Genomic DNA, 14,816 nt, shown 5'->3' with positions numbered 1-14,816 from the left:
ACGCCCCCGCAAGCCGCGCGGCGCCGCTCAGGCGCTGTGGTCGCGGATGCCGTAGAACACAAGCACGCCGATCGCCCAGGCGAGCGTGGAGCACAGCAGCACCAGGAAGATCATCTGCAGCCGCTTCGGATAGAGCGAGTCTTCCGGCATATGCGGTTCGACGAAGGTGGCGATGTAGCGGGCCTGGCGCTCGGCGCGCATGCGCGCCGCCTCGACCGACTGAGAGGCTTGCTCATAGGCCTTCTGCGCGAAGTCGCGTTCGGTCGCGAGATTCTCGAACTCCGCCATCGATGCGGAGATCAGCTGGCCCTGGCTGTTCGGGGCGACGGAGCCGATCTTCGCCTTCTCGGTGGCGATGCGCGATTTCAGGGCGTCGACCGCGTTGCGCATCACGCGCACCGTCGGCGCGTCGCGGTTGAGGAAGGCGTTCGCCGCCTGAAGCTCCGCTTCCTGCTTGGCGAGCTGGCTCTCCAGGTCGGCGACGATCTGGCTCTGGGCGGTCGCGACGCTGGTCGGATCCGTCGCGCCCTTGCGGTCGCGGAAGTCTTGGATGGCCTTCCGGGCGAATTTGAGCCGGAGCTCCGCGCGCGACTGCTCCTGCTTGGTCACCGAAATGGTGTCCTCGCGAGCGCGCTCGGAGAGCTTGTTCACGAGCTTCTCGCTCTCGCGCACGGTCTCGCGCGCGATCTTGAGAGCGTCCTCGGGCGTGAAGGCGCGGACGTTGAAGGTGATGATTCCGGAGATCGGCTCGAAGTACACCCAGGCCACCGAGTTCCAGAACAGCGTCAGGTGCTCGATCGTGTCCTCGAAGTCGTAGGGGCGGTACCTGGCCAGGAAGTCGGCGTTCGAATGGCTGTAGATCGCCCGAAGATCCAGCGTGCGCTGGAGGTTGCCGACGAGCTGGCCGCTCTCGATGAACTGGGAGACGATGAAGCTGTCGGAGATCATCGGGGCGGCGGAGCCGCCGATGCCGGTGAGCGCGCCCATAAGGTCGCCGCCGCCCGAGCCGCCGTCATCTGGGCCGCGCACCGCGAAGCGGGCCTCGGCGACATATTGCGGCGCCGCGATGAAGCCGTAGTAGATCGAGGCGAGGAAGGTCGGCAACGCGATCGCGAACACCGCCGAGATCTTGACGAAATTCTTCTTGCTCCGCCCGGCGGCGGCGCGCGGGGCCGGCCGAGCGACGGCGGCGTCCGGCAGATTCGGGGCGCGGCGCCCCGGCACGTCGCGGCGGGGAAGCGGCACGACGGTGTTCGATCCGCGGGTCGCCAGTGGGCCGCCGCGGCCGTCGGAAGCGGCCGCAGCTTCGTCGCCCGCCGGCGCCGCGCGGCGCGCCAGCCGGCCGCGGCCTGCGGCCGGGCCGGCTTCGTTATCGTCGCTCGTCATGCCCCGGGCGTCCGGCCCCGGCCGCGCGGACGAACCCTCCGCGCCGCGCGGGGCGAGCTTCGCCTGGCCGGTCGCCGCCAAAGACTTCAGGATCGAGCGGGCGCGGGCCCCGAGCTGGACGTCGGCGATCTTCGGCGCTGCGGGATCGGTCATTTGCGCCTTTGGCCTCTGATGCTTGCTATAACTTGTCGGTAGGCTTGGTAGGCGTCGGAAGGGTCATTATAGAACGTCAGAGCGCCTTGGTCGAGCAACAGCGCCGCATCGCAATATCCGTCCACCGGACCCACCCGGCTGGTCGCCCAGATCAGCGACCCGTGGCTGATGCGTTCGGCGATGATCGAATCCACCAAATCCTGCTTTCCCGCGGACGCCGCCGGCACCTTCTCGTCGATGAAATACCAATCGAACTGGAACGATAGGGTTAACCCAAGCGCCAACTGGCGACGCTCCGCCCCCGTGTAATGGGCGATCGGACTGCCCTTCTTCAGCTTGACGCCCGCGATCTCGGTCGCGAGACGCAGGACCTCCGTCGCGTCGACGCCGTAGAGATGCGCGAGAAAGCTCGCGTTCTGGCGGAACGTTCCCTTGTTGTCGAGGAACGTGGTTTCGCCGAGCGGCCAGCTCGGCAGGCCGACGGAGCGGATCGCGCCGCGCTCGGGCTCCGCGAGCCCCGACAACATCCGCAGCACCATGGCGTTGTCGGCGCGCGACAGGCCGAGCAACGCGATCCGGCGCCCCATCGGGAGCGAGACGGTGGCGTTCTCGAGGATCCAGCGCTTGTTGCGCTTGTCCTTCGTGGATTTCCAGACGTCAACGAGTTCGAGCATGCCGTCGTCGCGTCAGCGCATTCCGCGAGCCGGCGGACGGCGGCGCAGCGCTCGTTCGCCCGCGAGGCCCAGCAACAAGAAGCAGATCGTCACGGCGAACAGGTAGCCGCGGTCGAGAGAGGCGCACTCATAGCCTGCGTAGAAGCCTTCTCGGAACCATTCGATGCAGTGCACCATCGGGTTCCAGAGCAAGATGTCGCGCAACTGCGGCGGCATGCGGTCGACGAGCGTCGCGAATCCCGAGGTCATGAACATGATCAGCATGATGATGGATTTGAAGTGCACCAGCCCAGGCGCGAGATTGATCGCGAGCGCGAAGGCGAGGGCGTAGGACAGCGAATAGACGGCGGTGACTCCGATCACGAGCAGGCATGTCAGCGGATCGGCGGGCACGGCGTCGAAACCGAACGCCTGGAGGGAGCTGAGGATCACTATCAGCACCACGATCGCCGTGACGATTTCGAGCAGCCACGTCGCATAGGCGGAATCGAGCTTGTGCAGGGTCGGCAGGCCGCTTTTGTGCGTTCTCGTCACGATCGGCTCGACCGAACCCGCGGTCGTCTTCCACATGCGCGCGAGCACGACGCCGATCGCGAAGAAGACCTCGAAGCTGCCCCCGAGCGGCGACTGCTGGCCCGCATGCGAGCTGAACGCCATCTTGAGCACGAAAATCCAGCAGATCGGCTCGATGATCGCCCAGATGTAACCGGCGCGCGAGCCTACGAAGCGGGTCCTGATGCGCTGCAGCATCAGCACGAAGATCGAGCGAAACTGGAGGGCTGCTGAGGCTGGCAGGTTCACGGCTGACCTTCCCGGATGCGGCGCGGCGTGCCTCGAATCGGAGCCGCCGGCGTTGCGTCCTCCGCCGGCGCGCGCCCGTCGCGCCTGCGACCGAGCGAGATGAACGCTACGATCTCGGCGAGATCATGACTTCGCGTCGCGTCCACGTCGAGGGCCCTGGCTGCGCCTACGCCGAGAGTCTCGCCGACGCCGCGCCGAGCGCGTCGACGACCGCGGCGCGAATCTGATCCAGCGAGAACGGCTTCGTCACCACGTCGTGGATCAGGGCCTCAAGCCCGGCCGCCCGCTCGCGCTGGTCGGCGTAGCCGGTCATCAGCAGGATGACGACGTCAGGATAGTCGCGCGCGGCCGTCAGCGCGAGCGCGATCCCGTCCATCATCGGCATGCGGATGTCGGTCAGTAGCAGATCGAAGGCGCCTTGCGCCGCCATGAGTTTCTCCAGCGCGTCGGCGCCGTCGAAGGACGCGGTCACCTCGTGGCCGTCCAGCTCCAAAGCGCGCTTGACGAAGCCGCGGACGGCCTCCTCATCGTCGGTCAGCAGGATGCGGGCCATGACGGGTCTCCTTCAGTGCGGGGCGACGTCGGGGTCGACCTCGACCACCCCGACGAAGGGAAGCTCGCGATAGGCGTGGGCGACGTCCATGCCGTAGCCCACGACGAACAGATCGGGGCAGACGAACCCGACGAGGTCTGCATGGATCGAGACCGCGCGCTTGTTGGGCTTTTCGAGCAGCACGCAGGTGCGGACCCGCCGCGCGCCGCGCGCGGCCATGAGGTCCTTGGCGTAGGCGAGGGTTCGCCCGGACTCGAGTATGTCGTCGACCAGCAGCACGTCGCGGCCCGCGACTTCGCTTTCGATGTCGTGGACGATCCGCACCGTTCCCGAGGATTCGGTCTGGTCACGGTAGCTCGACAGAGAAAGGAACTCGACCTCCGGCGACAGCCCGGCGACGTGCAGGGCGCGGATGAGGTCGGCCGCGAACACGAAGCTTCCCTTCAGCACGGCGATCACGAGCAGATCGTCCTGCGTGGAGATCGCGATGTCCTTCGCGAGCTCCGCGTTGCGGGCGGCGATCGCTTCGGCTGCGAACAGCACGTTCACGCGGCGGGACATAAAAACTCCTGTGCTGCGGCTCACCCGTTCGGGCGGGACGCAAGATCTCGCGGGGAAAGGAAGCGGACGTCGACCGCGCGACCCTCCGCCGGCGGCGAGGCGAGCCGCGCACGAAACGGCGCCGCCTCGCCCGGCGCAAGCTTGGGGCGCCCGGCGACCGTGGTCCAGGCGTAAAGCTCCCGGCCGTCCCGGGAGCGGACCGAGAGCCGCAGCCGCGGCGCCTCGACGACGGCGTCGGTGACGTTGGCGACGGCGCCGGTGACCAGGAGGATGGGGACGCCCTCCTCGACGTCCTCCACCGACCGAACGTCTGAGATCTCCAGCCCGCGGACGTTCACCGGCAGCCCGATCGCCGCATAGAGGCCTGCGAGCGAGGGGACGGCGCGCACCAGCGGACGACGCTCGGCGATCGCGACGCCGATGACGACCAGCCCGCATGCCGCGAGGATCGCGGCGGGGCGGAGCTTGCGGCGGGGCCCATCCGCCGGTCGGGCCGTCGGCTGAGGCGGAGCCGGCCGGCCCTTCGGCGCCGTCTGACCCGCCCCCCTCGCGAACAGGCCGAGCCGCTTCGCTCGGGGCCGTGGAGCGGCGACGTCGGCGAGTTCGGCGTCGATCGTTTCGAGGGTCGGGTCGTGGAGCGGCGTCGCGTCATAGGCGTCGACGGCGTCGGCGTCCTCGAGGCTCTCGATCGGCGCGGGCGGCCCTTCCACGTACCAGGACTGGCGACAGCGGGCGCAGCGCACGGAGCGGCCCGCGCCGACCGCCGCGGCGTCGAGCCTGTAGGACGCCTCGCAGGAAGGGCAGCGGACGAGCATGGCGTTCCCATCGCACGAATCCGCTCCGCCGGACGCAGCCGTCGCGGGACCCGTTCACGACCTCGCCATTTTATCGTTAATGGATCGTTAAAGGGCGGCGCGCGACAAAGGCCAACATCCTTTGTTAAGCCGACCTCGGGGAAGGATGGCTTCATGCTGAGCTTCGAGAATGTCGGCCTGCGCTACGGTCTCGGACCCGAGGTGCTGCGCGATCTGACGTTCGCGATCGAGCCCAACTCGTTCCAGTTTCTCACCGGCCCCTCCGGCGCGGGCAAGACGTCGCTGCTGCGGCTGATGTTCCTCGCGATGAAGCCGACGCGGGGGCTCGTGAAGATTTTCGGCCGCGACATTCTTACGCTTCCGAATCGCGAGCTGCCCTCGCTGCGCCGGAGGATCGGCGTCGTGTTCCAGGACTTCCGGCTGCTCGATCACATGACGACCTATGAGAACGTCGCGCTGCCGCTGCGCGTGGCGGGCCGCGACGAGGCCTCCTACCGCGGCGAGGTGGTCGAGCTGCTGGGCTGGGTCGGGCTCGGCGAGAAGCTCGACGCGCTGCCGCTGGTGCTGTCGGGCGGCGAGAAGCAGCGCGCCGCCATCGCCCGCGCGCTCGTCGCCCAGCCGGAGCTGCTGCTCGCCGACGAGCCGACCGGCAACGTCGATCCGCAGCTGGCGCGGCGCATCCTGCGCTTGTTCGTGGAGCTGCATAAGTCCGGCACGTCGGTCGTGATCGCGACGCATGACATCGCGCTCATGGACCTTTACGACGCACGCCGTCTCGTTCTCCACGACGGCCGACTGCACGTTTACGAATGACATCGCCCGCCGGCGGCGCGCCCGCCAAGCCCTCAAGCCGCGCCGCGGCGAAGACGCCCGCTCCGATCCGCAGGCTTGGGCCGATCGTGCCCGCGTCCTCGGTGTCCGGGCACACGCTCGTGATCGTCATCGCCATCATGACCTATCTCGCGGCGCTCACGATCGGCGCGGTCGACCTCGTGCGGGCGACGGCGAGCGCCTGGGAGCGCGACGTGCTGCGCGAGACCACGATCCAGATCCGTCCGGCGGAGGGCCGCGACCTGGACGCCGCGGTCGAGCGCGCCTCCGCGGTCGCCCGGACGACCGCGGGCGTGACCGACGTGCGCTCCTATTCGAACGAGGAGACCGCCCGCCTGCTGGAGCCCTGGCTCGGCTCGGGCCTGACTCTCGAGGATCTGCCCGTGCCCCGCCTGATCGTGCTGAAGCTCTCGCCGGACGCCGCCTTCGACGCCGCCGGCCTGAAGGCCAGGCTCGAGCGCGAGGCGCCGGGGGCGACGCTCGACGACCACCGGCGCTTCCTCGACCGGCTGGTCGCGATGGCGCGCACCATCGTCGCGCTCGGCGTCGGCGTGCTGATCTTGATGCTGACCGCCACCGTGCTTTCGGTCGTGTTCGCGACCCGGGGGGCGATGGCCGGCAATCGCGACATCGTGCAGGTGCTGCATTTCGTCGGGGCGCGCGACGGTTACATCGCGGGTCAGTTCCAGCGCCGCTTTCTCAGGCTGGGGCTAAAGGGCGGCCTCGCAGGCGGCCTCGCAGCCTTCGGCACCTTTCTGCTCGCCGAGATGACCGCCGAGCAGCGCGTCGGCAGCGCCGCCGTCGATCAGATGGACGCGCTCTTCGGCCGCTTCCAGATCGGCCCCACGGCCTATGCGGGCGTAGCCGTGATCGTGGCGATCATCGCGGTGCTCACCGCCGTCACCTCGCGCGTGACGGTCTACCGCACGCTCCGGGCGATGGGTTGAGCGATGCCGCAACCGCGCCTTTCCGCCCGGACGGACCCGGCGTCCCCAAGACTTGCCGCAGGGGGGAACGAGGCGCAATCTCCGCGCACGAACCGACTCTGGCCCGATGGCTACACCGGCTGAACTCCTTTCCGACGACCGGGCGGCGGCGCGCAAGCCCGCCGCCACGGCCGGACGCGCCGTTCTGGCGGCGGGCCTCCTGCTGGCGGCGACGATCGGGCTCGCCTTGATCGGCTTCATCGCCTTCGTCGGTTCCGTCCCGCCGCCCGTCAGCACGGCGCCTGCGCGCGGCGACGGCATCGTCGCGCTCACCGGCGGAGCCGAAAGGCTGTCCGACGCGCTGCGGCTGCTCGCCTCCGGCCGCGGGCGCCGGCTGCTGATCTCGGGCGTGCATCCCGAGACCACCGACCGCGAGCTCGCTCGGGCGCAGCCCGACTACGCAGCCTTCGCGCGCTGCTGCGTCGATCTCGGACGACGGGCGCTGAACACCGCCGGCAACGCCGTCGAGACGCGGCGCTGGGCGGAGCGACACGGCTTCCACTCGCTCATCGTGGTGACTTCGGGCTATCACATGCCACGGACCCTCATGGAGCTCGCCCGCGAGATGCCGAATGTGGAGCTGATCCCCTACGCGGTCGTCACCGATCGGCTGCGCGAGGAGCCGTGGTGGCGCGACTGGGCGACCGCGAAGCTCCTCGCCGGGGAGTATGTGAAATATGTCGCGGCGCTGGTGAGGGTCCGGCTCGCGCCGCGGCTCGCAAAGTCCGAGGCGACGGCTGAAGGCCGCGGCGCGGCGTCCGAGGGGCGAAGCTGACCTTGCCGCTTACGACCCGCGCCTTCGAGGCGCGCCAGCCGCACGATGCGGACGGTCCGCCGCGCGCCGGCCGCGTCGTGCTATGGCGCTCGCTTCTCTTCAACGTGCTTATGGCGCTGCATGTCTGTCTGACGGCGCTGATCACCGGTCCGTTCATCCTCGTGCTTCCGCGCCGCCACGTGGTCGCGATCTCGCAATGGTGGGCCCGTGGCGGGCTCTGGCTGCTCAAGGTCGTCGTCGGGATCGAGGTCGAGATCCGCGGCCGCGAGAACCTGTCGCCAGGCGGCGCCCTGATCGCGGCGAAGCATCAGTCCGCGCTCGAAACCTTCGCGATCGTGCCTCAGCTTGACGACCCCGTCTTCGTGCTGAAGCGGGAGCTGACCTGGGTGCCGCTGTTCGGCTGGTTCCTGTCGAGGCTGAAGATGATCGCGATCGACCGGTCGGCCGGCGGGGGCGCGCTGCTGCAGATGCTCGACCAGGCGAATGCGGCGATGCGGGCCGGCCGCCAGGTCGTGATCTTCCCTGAGGGCACCCGCCGTCCGGTGGGCGCCCCGCCGCGCTACAAGCTCGGGGTGACGCATCTTTACGAGCGGCTCGACGTCAGCTGCATCCCGGTCGCGATGGACACCGGCGTGTTCTGGCCGCGGCGGACCCTGCGCCGCCGACAGGGGCGCGCCGTGATCCAGTTCCTTGAGCCGATCCCGCCGGGACTCGACCGGGCGTCCTTCGAGAAGCTGCTGCGCCAACGGATCGAGACCGCGACGGACAGGCTGGTCGCCGAAGCGCGCGCCCATCCCGAGGGCGCCGCCGCCCGGCCGGGCAAAATTTGCCTGCCTTGACAGGGGACTAAGCGCGACTCCTTACTATGGTACTGCCCGATCCAAGATGATTCGGTGTCAATGACCACTCGTGCCGATGCTGCAGCTGCGCTGATCGACCAGGTCGCCGCCGCGGCGCCCTCCGTACCCTCGCCCGAGGACCACGGGCTGGCGCTGGTCGCGCGCGAGGGCGGCTTCGGCGATCGTTACCGCGTGTGGCGCGGACGCTCGGGTCGGCGGTATCTGGTCACTGTGATGCCCCTCAGCGAAGCGCTTCGCGTGGAGCATGCGATCACATTGCTCGTCGCGATCGAGCCGGACGGCGCGCGCCGCGTGCTGTGGGCCGGCGACGCGCGCGCCATGCCGGGCATCGAACTCACGCCGGGCGTGCGGCTCGAAGCGCATGTGCACCTTCTGGCCTCCTCCGCGGAGGGCCGTCGGGCGGCGCTGGACGACCTCGCCAGCGGCACGCAGAGCTACTCGTCCGTGCTTACCGTAAGCGCCGAGGCGAGCCAGGCGAGCGTCGGATCGACGACGCCCAGGCGCTCCAGCTCGCGCGCGGTGTTGAGGACGTAGTCGGGATTGGGTCCCGCCGCCCCGACCGCGCCTATGACGCGCTCCAGCGTCTCTTCCGGGGTCAACAGGCCGACATATTGCGGATGGCGGCAGTCCACCACATAGGTCACCGCCTCGACCTCCCGGCCGTCGGCGAGCGAGATCGGCAACATACGTTCGACATAGACGTGGGTCACAAGCTCGCGCTCGCGCAGATAGGAGAGCGTGTCGGTGACGCGGGGCGCCTCGACGCGGAACGCGACGCCCTGACACGAGCCGCCATGGTCAAGGCCGAGAACCAGTCCCGGCCGTTCCGGGGTGCCGCGATGACGGACGGATTCGATGCAGAGCGCGCGGTGATAGCCCTCGATCGAGGCCGGCGCCTGCTCGACGGCCTCGAAGCCCGGCCGCCACATCAGCGAGCCGTAACCGAACACCCAGAGATCGACGTCGGACGGGATCATGCGTCAAGCCGGCAGGGAAACGACTCGCGAGACATGGCCGCGATTCTATGCTCTGCGGTCATGCAAGATGGAAGCCGCATGAAGGTCGCGCCGCGTCATGACGTCGTCTGATCCGCAGGTCGCGCCGGCCGGCCCGCCGCGTCGCCGCGCCCGACTCTTCGTTCCGTTCGCGTTGCTGGCCGTCCTCGCCGCGGTCTGGACAGGCTTCTGGTTCTTCGCCGCCTCGAAGGCGGGGGAGGCGGTCGACGTCTGGCTGAAGCGCGAGGCCGACCGGGGCCGGGTCTATGCCTGCGCGAACCGCTCCGTCGGCGGCTATCCCTTCCGCCTCGAAGTCGACTGCGAGGCGCCGACGGCCCGGTTCGCGTCGGTCGACGGACCGGTGGTGGCGAGCGCGCCGCGCTTCGTCGCGGTCGCCCAGGTCTATGATCCCAAGCGGCTGATCGGCGACCTGACCGGCCCTGTCGCCGTCACCATGGCGGACGGGAGCCGGAGCGATCTCAGCTTCGGACGCGCGCAGGCGAGCCTGCTGGTCGAAGGCAGGCGCTTCGAGCGCTGCTCGATCGTGATGGCGACGCCGCGGCTCGTCGCGGCCGGCGACGAGATCGGCGCGGCGCGCGAGCTCCAGCTCCATCTGAGGCGCACGCCCGATGCGGCTGACGGCGCGTATGACGTGGCCGTCCGCCTCGAGGACGCGGTCTCGCCGCTGCTCGACCTCGCCCCGGTCGGCGAGGGTCCGGCCTCCCTTCTGTTTCAGGTGCAGGCGCAAGGCTTAGGCGATCTTGAGCCGGGCCCGCTCGACCAGCGCCTTCGCGCTTTCGCGGAAGCCGGCGGCAGGCTCAAGGTCGAACTGGCGCGCGTCGAGCGAGGAGGGCTGGCGGCCGAGGCGGCCGGCGACGCCGCGCTCGACGTCGAGGGACGCCTCCGCGGAACCTTCGACGTGACGGCGCGCGGCGTGGACGACGTGATCCAACGACTGCTCGGCGGCGGCCGGAAGGACACGCTGTCCGCCCTGCTTGGCGCGGGGGCGTCGATGCTCGGCGCGAAAGCGGAGCTCGACGGCCAGCCGGCCCGCACCTACCGGGTGACGATCGACAAGGGCCGGCTTTCGGTCGGGCCGATCAAGCTCATGCGCCTGCCGCCGCTGTTCTGAAGCGCTCAGCGCGGGACCGGCAGGCCGCGGACCTTGGCGGCGGCGTCGATGAAGCCCTTGGTCGTCGCCATCAGCTCCGGCACGTCGAGCAGGAAGGCGTCGTGGCCCTTGTCGGTCGCGATCTCGACAAAGGAGACGTTCGCCGCCGCGGCGTTGAGCGCGTGCACGATCTGCCGGCTGTCGATCGTGGGAAACAGCCAGTCGGAGGTGAAGGACGCCACGCAGAACCGCGTCCGCGTGCCCTGGAAGGCGCGCGCCAGCGAGCCGTCATGTTCGGCGGCGAGGTCGAAATAGTCCATCGCCCGCGTGACGTAGAGATAACTGTTGGCGTCGAACCGTTCGACGAAGCTCGCCCCCTGGTGGCGAAGGTAGCTCTCGATCTGGAAGTCCGCGTCGAAGCCGAAGGTGCGGGCGTCGCGGTCCTGCAGGTTGCGGCCGAACTTCGACTGCAGCGCCGCCTCCGACAGATAGGTGATGTGCGCCGCCATCCGCGCCACCGCGAGCCCCTTGCGCGGCGCGACGCCCTCGACGAGGTAGCGGCCCTCGCGCCAGTCCGGGTCGGCCGTGATGGCCTGCCGGCCGACCTCGTGGAAGGCGATGTTCTGCGCGGAGTGCTTGGCGGAGGTCGCGATCGGCAGCGCGGCGAACACGCGGTCGGGATGGCGCGCCGCCCATTGCAGCACCTGCATTCCGCCCATCGAGCCGCCCACGACGCAGAACAGGTCGGGAATGCCGAGATGGTCGAGCAGCATCGCCTGCGCGTCGACCATGTCGCGGATGGTGACGAGCGGCAGGTCGAGCCCGTAAGGCTCGCCCGTGGCCGGATTGGTCGAGGCGGGCCCCGTCGTGCCCATGCAGCCGCCGAGCACGTTGGAGCACACGACGAAGAAGCGCTGCGTGTCGATCGGTCGGCCGGGCCCGACCAGGGTGGTCCACCAGCCCGGCTTGCCGGTGACGGGGTGGGCGTTCGCGACGTGCTGGTCGCCCGTCAGCGCGTGGCAGATCAGCACCGCGTTGCTGCGGTCGGCGTTGAGCTCGCCATAGGTCTGGTAGGCGATCCTGAGCGGCGCGAGCGTCGCCCCGGACTCGAGCCGCAACGGCGCCGCGAGCTTCGCGACGGGGGAACGCGGGTCGTCCGCCTCACGGCGGGCGGCGGCGTTGACCGTGAGCTGGAGGGTGGGGTCGTTCATCTCGCCGGCGCCGGACCGGCGCATGTGCAGTGAAATCGGGACGGAAGGGTGAACCGCCCCGCGCGCGCTCTGTCAACGCTTTACGCGTGCAAGCTCCGCTCGCACGACCGTGTTGGCCTTCCGGCGCCGGCTCGTCTATGAAGATCGCCCCTCGGGGGCGGCCTTTCGCGGCGCGCCCTCCGCCCGAGGCTCAGATCCCGTAGCGACCGCCATGTCCGACGCCCCACCAGACCCGCTCGCCGAGATCCGGCGCGACATCGACCGGATCGACGAGGCGATGCATCGGCTGCTCATGGAGCGCGGCGCGGTCATCGACCGGCTGATCGAGATCAAGCGCACTTCGGACAGCGGCTCGGCGTTCCGGCCCACGCGGGAAGCCGACATGATGCGCCGCCTCGCCGCGCGGCACCAGGGCCGGCTGCCGCTCGCCACGGCCGAGCATCTCTGGCGGACCATCATCGCGACCTTCACCCATGTCCAGGCGCCCTTCACGCTGCATGTCGAGCAGGGCGCCGAGGCCCTCGCCATGCACGACCTGGCGCGCTTCCATGTCGGCTTCGACGTGCCGCTCGTGGGTCACTCGACCGCCTCGCGAGTCGTGGAGGCGGTCGCCCGCTCGACCGGCGACCTCGGCCTCGTGCGGATCGACGCCGAGCCCGCGGTCGCCTGGTGGGAGGCGCTCGGCGGCGACGGCCCGCAGGCGATGGCCCGGCTGCCTTTCTTCAGGGGCCCGAACCACCCGGCTCCCATGCCCGCGCTTGTCCTCGCCCGCCCCGCCGAGACTGCCGCCGCGTCGGAAACCGCGCTGTGGGCGGTCTCCGACGCCGGCGCCCTCGATCTCGCGGATGGCGCCGAGACGCTCGCGAGCGTGACGCGCGGCGGCCGCCGTTCGCGGCTGGTCGCGACGGCCGACGGCGCGTCTCCGGCGGAGGGCTCCGTCCGGCTGGGCGGCTACGCCGCGCCGCAACTCCTGCAGGTCTGAGATCGTCATGACCGTTTCCGTCCGCCGCGCCGATCACGCGCCGCGCCCCCGGCAGGGCGCTCTGGCGATCGAGGCCTATGTGCCGGGGAAGAGCAAGGCCCCGGCCGGCGTGCGGCTGCACAAGCTGTCGTCCAACGAGACGCCGCTCGGGCCGAGCCCGAAGGCGGTCGAGGCGTTCCAGGCCGCCGCCGCGAAGCTCGAAGTCTATCCCGACGGCTCCGCGACGCTGCTGCGCGAGGCGATCGCGCGGGCCAACGGCCTGGATGCCGCGCGGATCGTCTGCGGGGCCGGCTCCGACGAGCTGCTGTCGATGCTGGCCTACGCCTATCTCGAGCCCGGCGACGAGGGCCTGTTCACCGAACACGGCTTCCTCGTCTACAAGATCGCGATCCTCGCGGCCGGCGGGACGCCCGTCGTGGCGCCCGAGACGAACCTGACCGCCGACGTCGACGCCATCCTCTCGCGCGTCACCGACCGCACGCGCCTCGTCTACATCGCGAACCCGAACAACCCGACGGGAACCTATCTGCCGTTCGACGAGGTCAAGCGCCTGCACGCGGGCTTGCCGAAATCGACGCTGCTGGTGCTCGACGCGGCCTATTCGGAATATGTCCGCGCCAACGACTACGCCGCGGGCATAGAGCTGGTCGCGGGCTCCGACAACGTCGTCATGACCCGCACCTTCTCGAAGGTCTTCGGGCTCGCGAGCCTGCGGATCGGCTGGCTCTATGGGCCGCAAGACGTGGTCGACGTGCTGAACCGCATCCGCGGGCCGTTCAACCTGTCGGGACCCGCGATCGCCGCCGGCGCCGCGGCGATCGCCGACCGGGCGCATGTCGACGCGGCGGTCGACCACAACGCGCGGTGGCTGGCGGAGCTCGCCGAGGGCGTCCGCGCGCTCGGGCTCGAGGTCACGCCGAGCGTCGCGAACTTCATCCTCATCCACTTCCCCGACGAGCCCGGCCGCAGCGCCGCGGACGCCGACGCCTTCCTCACGGCGCGCGGCGTCATCCTGCGGGCGGTCGGCGCCTATGGTCTGCCGAACTGCCTCAGGATGAGCGTGGGGACGGAGGAGTCGAACCGTCTGGCGCTCGCAGCCCTCGGCGAATTCGTCGGAGGCCGCGCGCGTGGCTGAGCCTCTGATCGGCCGGCTCGCGATCGTCGGCGTCGGATTGATCGGCTCCGCGATCATCCACGCCGCGCGCCGCGGGCGTCTTGCGGGGACGATCGTCGCGAGCGACGCGAGCCCCGAGGTCCGCGCGCGCGTCGCGGAGATCGGCTTCGCCGACGTCATCGCCGAGACCGCGGCCGAGGCGGCGAACGGCGCCGACCTCGTCATCGTCTGCACGCCGATCGGCGTCTGCGGCGCGGTCGCGGCCGAGATCGGGCCGCATCTGAAGCCTGGCGCGATCCTGTCCGACGTCGGCTCGGTCAAGGGCGCGGTCGTGCGCGACATGAGCCCCCACGTGCCGGCCCACGCGCAATTCGTGCCGGCGCATCCGATCGCCGGCACGGAGAACTCAGGCCCCGACGCCGGCTTCGCCGAGCTGTTCGACGGCCGCTGGACGATTCTCGCGCCCGGCCCGGACGCCGATCCGGCGGCCGTCGCCGCCGTGCGCGCGCTCTGGGAAGGCATGGGCGCCAAGGTCGACACCATGACGGCCGAGCACCACGATCTTGTCTTCGCGATCGTCAGCCACGTGCCGCATCTGATCGCCTACAACATCGTCGGCACCGCCGCCGACCTCGAGGACGTCACCCAGTCCGAGGTGATCAAATATTCGGCCTCCGGCTTTCGCGACTTCACGCGCATCGCCGCGTCCGATCCGACGATGTGGCGCGACGTGTTCCTGAACAACCGCGACGCCGTGCTCCAGATGCTGGCCCGCTTCGTCGAAGACCTCACCGCCCTGCAGCGGGCGATCCGCTGGGGCGAGGGCGACAAGCTGTTCGAACTCTTCACCCGCACGCGGGCGATCCGGCGCGACATCATCGAGCAGGGCCAGGACACCGCCGCGCCGGATTTCGGACGAAGATCCGCCTCCGCGCCGGGCGAGTGACGCGAATAGCGGGGGCCGGGCTCATTTGAGGGCTTGATCCCTGATGCCGCCGGGAGCACACG

17 protein-coding genes are annotated in these 14,816 nt (G+C 70.0%); 9 read left to right on the top strand and 8 right to left on the bottom strand.

Annotated elements, in window-relative coordinates:
- Positions 1–27 precede the first annotated feature (27 nt).
- From ACO2RJ_RS18855 to ACO2RJ_RS18830, 6 genes are all read right to left on the bottom strand, one after another.
- Complete coding sequence (locus ACO2RJ_RS18855; protein WP_423269714.1) at positions 28–1,539, bottom strand: hypothetical protein; 1,512 nt, start codon at positions 1,537–1,539, stop codon at positions 28–30.
- Positions 1,536–2,213, bottom strand: coding sequence for a hypothetical protein (locus ACO2RJ_RS18850; protein ID WP_423269713.1), 678 nt, complete (start codon positions 2,211–2,213; stop codon positions 1,536–1,538). The genes ACO2RJ_RS18855 and ACO2RJ_RS18850 overlap by 4 nt, the downstream gene beginning before the upstream one ends.
- Positions 2,214–2,225: 12 nt before the next feature.
- Positions 2,226–3,014 (bottom strand): ABC transporter permease, encoded by a 789-nt coding sequence (locus ACO2RJ_RS18845; RefSeq protein WP_423269712.1) that lies wholly within the window; start codon positions 3,012–3,014, stop codon positions 2,226–2,228.
- Between the two features lie 166 nt (positions 3,015–3,180).
- A complete protein-coding gene (locus ACO2RJ_RS18840) occupies positions 3,181–3,567 on the bottom strand; it encodes a response regulator (RefSeq protein WP_423269711.1) in 387 nt (128 codons plus the stop codon).
- Positions 3,568–3,579: 12 nt separating this feature from the next.
- On the bottom strand, positions 3,580–4,128 hold the full coding sequence (gene hpt, locus ACO2RJ_RS18835; protein WP_423269710.1) for a hypoxanthine phosphoribosyltransferase: 549 nt from the start codon (positions 4,126–4,128) through the stop codon (positions 3,580–3,582).
- Between the two features lie 20 nt (positions 4,129–4,148).
- Complete coding sequence (locus tag ACO2RJ_RS18830; protein ID WP_423269709.1) at positions 4,149–4,943, bottom strand: MJ0042-type zinc finger domain-containing protein; 795 nt, start codon at positions 4,941–4,943, stop codon at positions 4,149–4,151.
- A gap of 153 nt (positions 4,944–5,096) precedes the next feature.
- Here ACO2RJ_RS18830 and ftsE point away from each other — a divergent pair, with 153 nt between their 5' ends.
- The 5 genes from ftsE (at position 5,097) to ACO2RJ_RS18805 (ending at position 8,929) form a co-directional block, all read left to right on the top strand.
- The gene (ftsE, locus tag ACO2RJ_RS18825; protein ID WP_423269708.1) at positions 5,097–5,756 is read left to right on the top strand and encodes a cell division ATP-binding protein FtsE; all 660 of its coding nucleotides are present in this window, start codon (positions 5,097–5,099) and stop codon (positions 5,754–5,756) included.
- Entirely contained in the window at positions 5,753–6,721 is a 969-nt protein-coding gene (locus ACO2RJ_RS18820) for a cell division protein FtsX (RefSeq protein WP_423269707.1), read from the top strand. The genes ftsE and ACO2RJ_RS18820 overlap by 4 nt, the downstream gene beginning before the upstream one ends.
- A gap of 106 nt (positions 6,722–6,827) precedes the next feature.
- Positions 6,828–7,535, top strand: a complete 708-nt coding sequence (locus ACO2RJ_RS18815; RefSeq protein WP_423269706.1) for a YdcF family protein — start codon at positions 6,828–6,830, stop codon at positions 7,533–7,535.
- A 2-nt stretch (positions 7,536–7,537) separates the two neighbouring features.
- Positions 7,538–8,374, top strand: a complete 837-nt coding sequence (locus tag ACO2RJ_RS18810) for a lysophospholipid acyltransferase family protein (RefSeq protein WP_423269705.1) — start codon at positions 7,538–7,540, stop codon at positions 8,372–8,374.
- A gap of 60 nt (positions 8,375–8,434) precedes the next feature.
- Positions 8,435–8,929: a hypothetical protein gene (locus tag ACO2RJ_RS18805; RefSeq protein WP_423269704.1), complete on the top strand. Its 495-nt coding sequence runs from the start codon at positions 8,435–8,437 to the stop codon at positions 8,927–8,929.
- On the opposite strand, the gene ACO2RJ_RS18800 is transcribed toward ACO2RJ_RS18805, so the two are convergent.
- Entirely contained in the window at positions 8,830–9,372 is a 543-nt protein-coding gene (locus ACO2RJ_RS18800) for a gamma-glutamylcyclotransferase (protein WP_423269703.1), read from the bottom strand. The genes ACO2RJ_RS18805 and ACO2RJ_RS18800 overlap by 100 nt on opposite strands.
- A gap of 97 nt (positions 9,373–9,469) precedes the next feature.
- On the opposite strand from ACO2RJ_RS18800, the gene ACO2RJ_RS18795 reads away from it, so the two are divergent.
- The gene (locus ACO2RJ_RS18795; RefSeq protein WP_423269702.1) at positions 9,470–10,522 is read left to right on the top strand and encodes a DUF2125 domain-containing protein; all 1,053 of its coding nucleotides are present in this window, start codon (positions 9,470–9,472) and stop codon (positions 10,520–10,522) included.
- A gap of 5 nt (positions 10,523–10,527) precedes the next feature.
- On the opposite strand, the gene metX is transcribed toward ACO2RJ_RS18795, so the two are convergent.
- Complete coding sequence (gene metX, locus ACO2RJ_RS18790) at positions 10,528–11,712, bottom strand: homoserine O-acetyltransferase MetX (protein WP_423269701.1); 1,185 nt, start codon at positions 11,710–11,712, stop codon at positions 10,528–10,530.
- A gap of 211 nt (positions 11,713–11,923) precedes the next feature.
- Here metX and ACO2RJ_RS18785 point away from each other — a divergent pair, with 211 nt between their 5' ends.
- From ACO2RJ_RS18785 to ACO2RJ_RS18775, 3 genes are read left to right on the top strand one after another with little or no spacing between them, the layout of a single operon-like run.
- Complete coding sequence (locus tag ACO2RJ_RS18785; RefSeq protein WP_423269700.1) at positions 11,924–12,694, top strand: chorismate mutase; 771 nt, start codon at positions 11,924–11,926, stop codon at positions 12,692–12,694.
- Positions 12,695–12,701: 7 nt separating this feature from the next.
- Positions 12,702–13,829, top strand: coding sequence for a histidinol-phosphate transaminase (hisC, locus tag ACO2RJ_RS18780; protein WP_423269699.1), 1,128 nt, complete (start codon positions 12,702–12,704; stop codon positions 13,827–13,829).
- Positions 13,822–14,754, top strand: coding sequence for a prephenate/arogenate dehydrogenase family protein (locus ACO2RJ_RS18775; RefSeq protein ID WP_423269698.1), 933 nt, complete (start codon positions 13,822–13,824; stop codon positions 14,752–14,754). Before hisC ends, ACO2RJ_RS18775 begins: the two co-directional genes overlap by 8 nt.
- Positions 14,755–14,816 lie beyond the last annotated feature (62 nt).

It is taken from the genome of Hansschlegelia sp. KR7-227, from assembly GCF_049446035.1.
Classification (GTDB): Bacteria; Pseudomonadota; Alphaproteobacteria; order Rhizobiales; family Methylopilaceae; genus Methylopila.
This window is presented reverse-complemented; position numbering and strand designations above follow the sequence as displayed.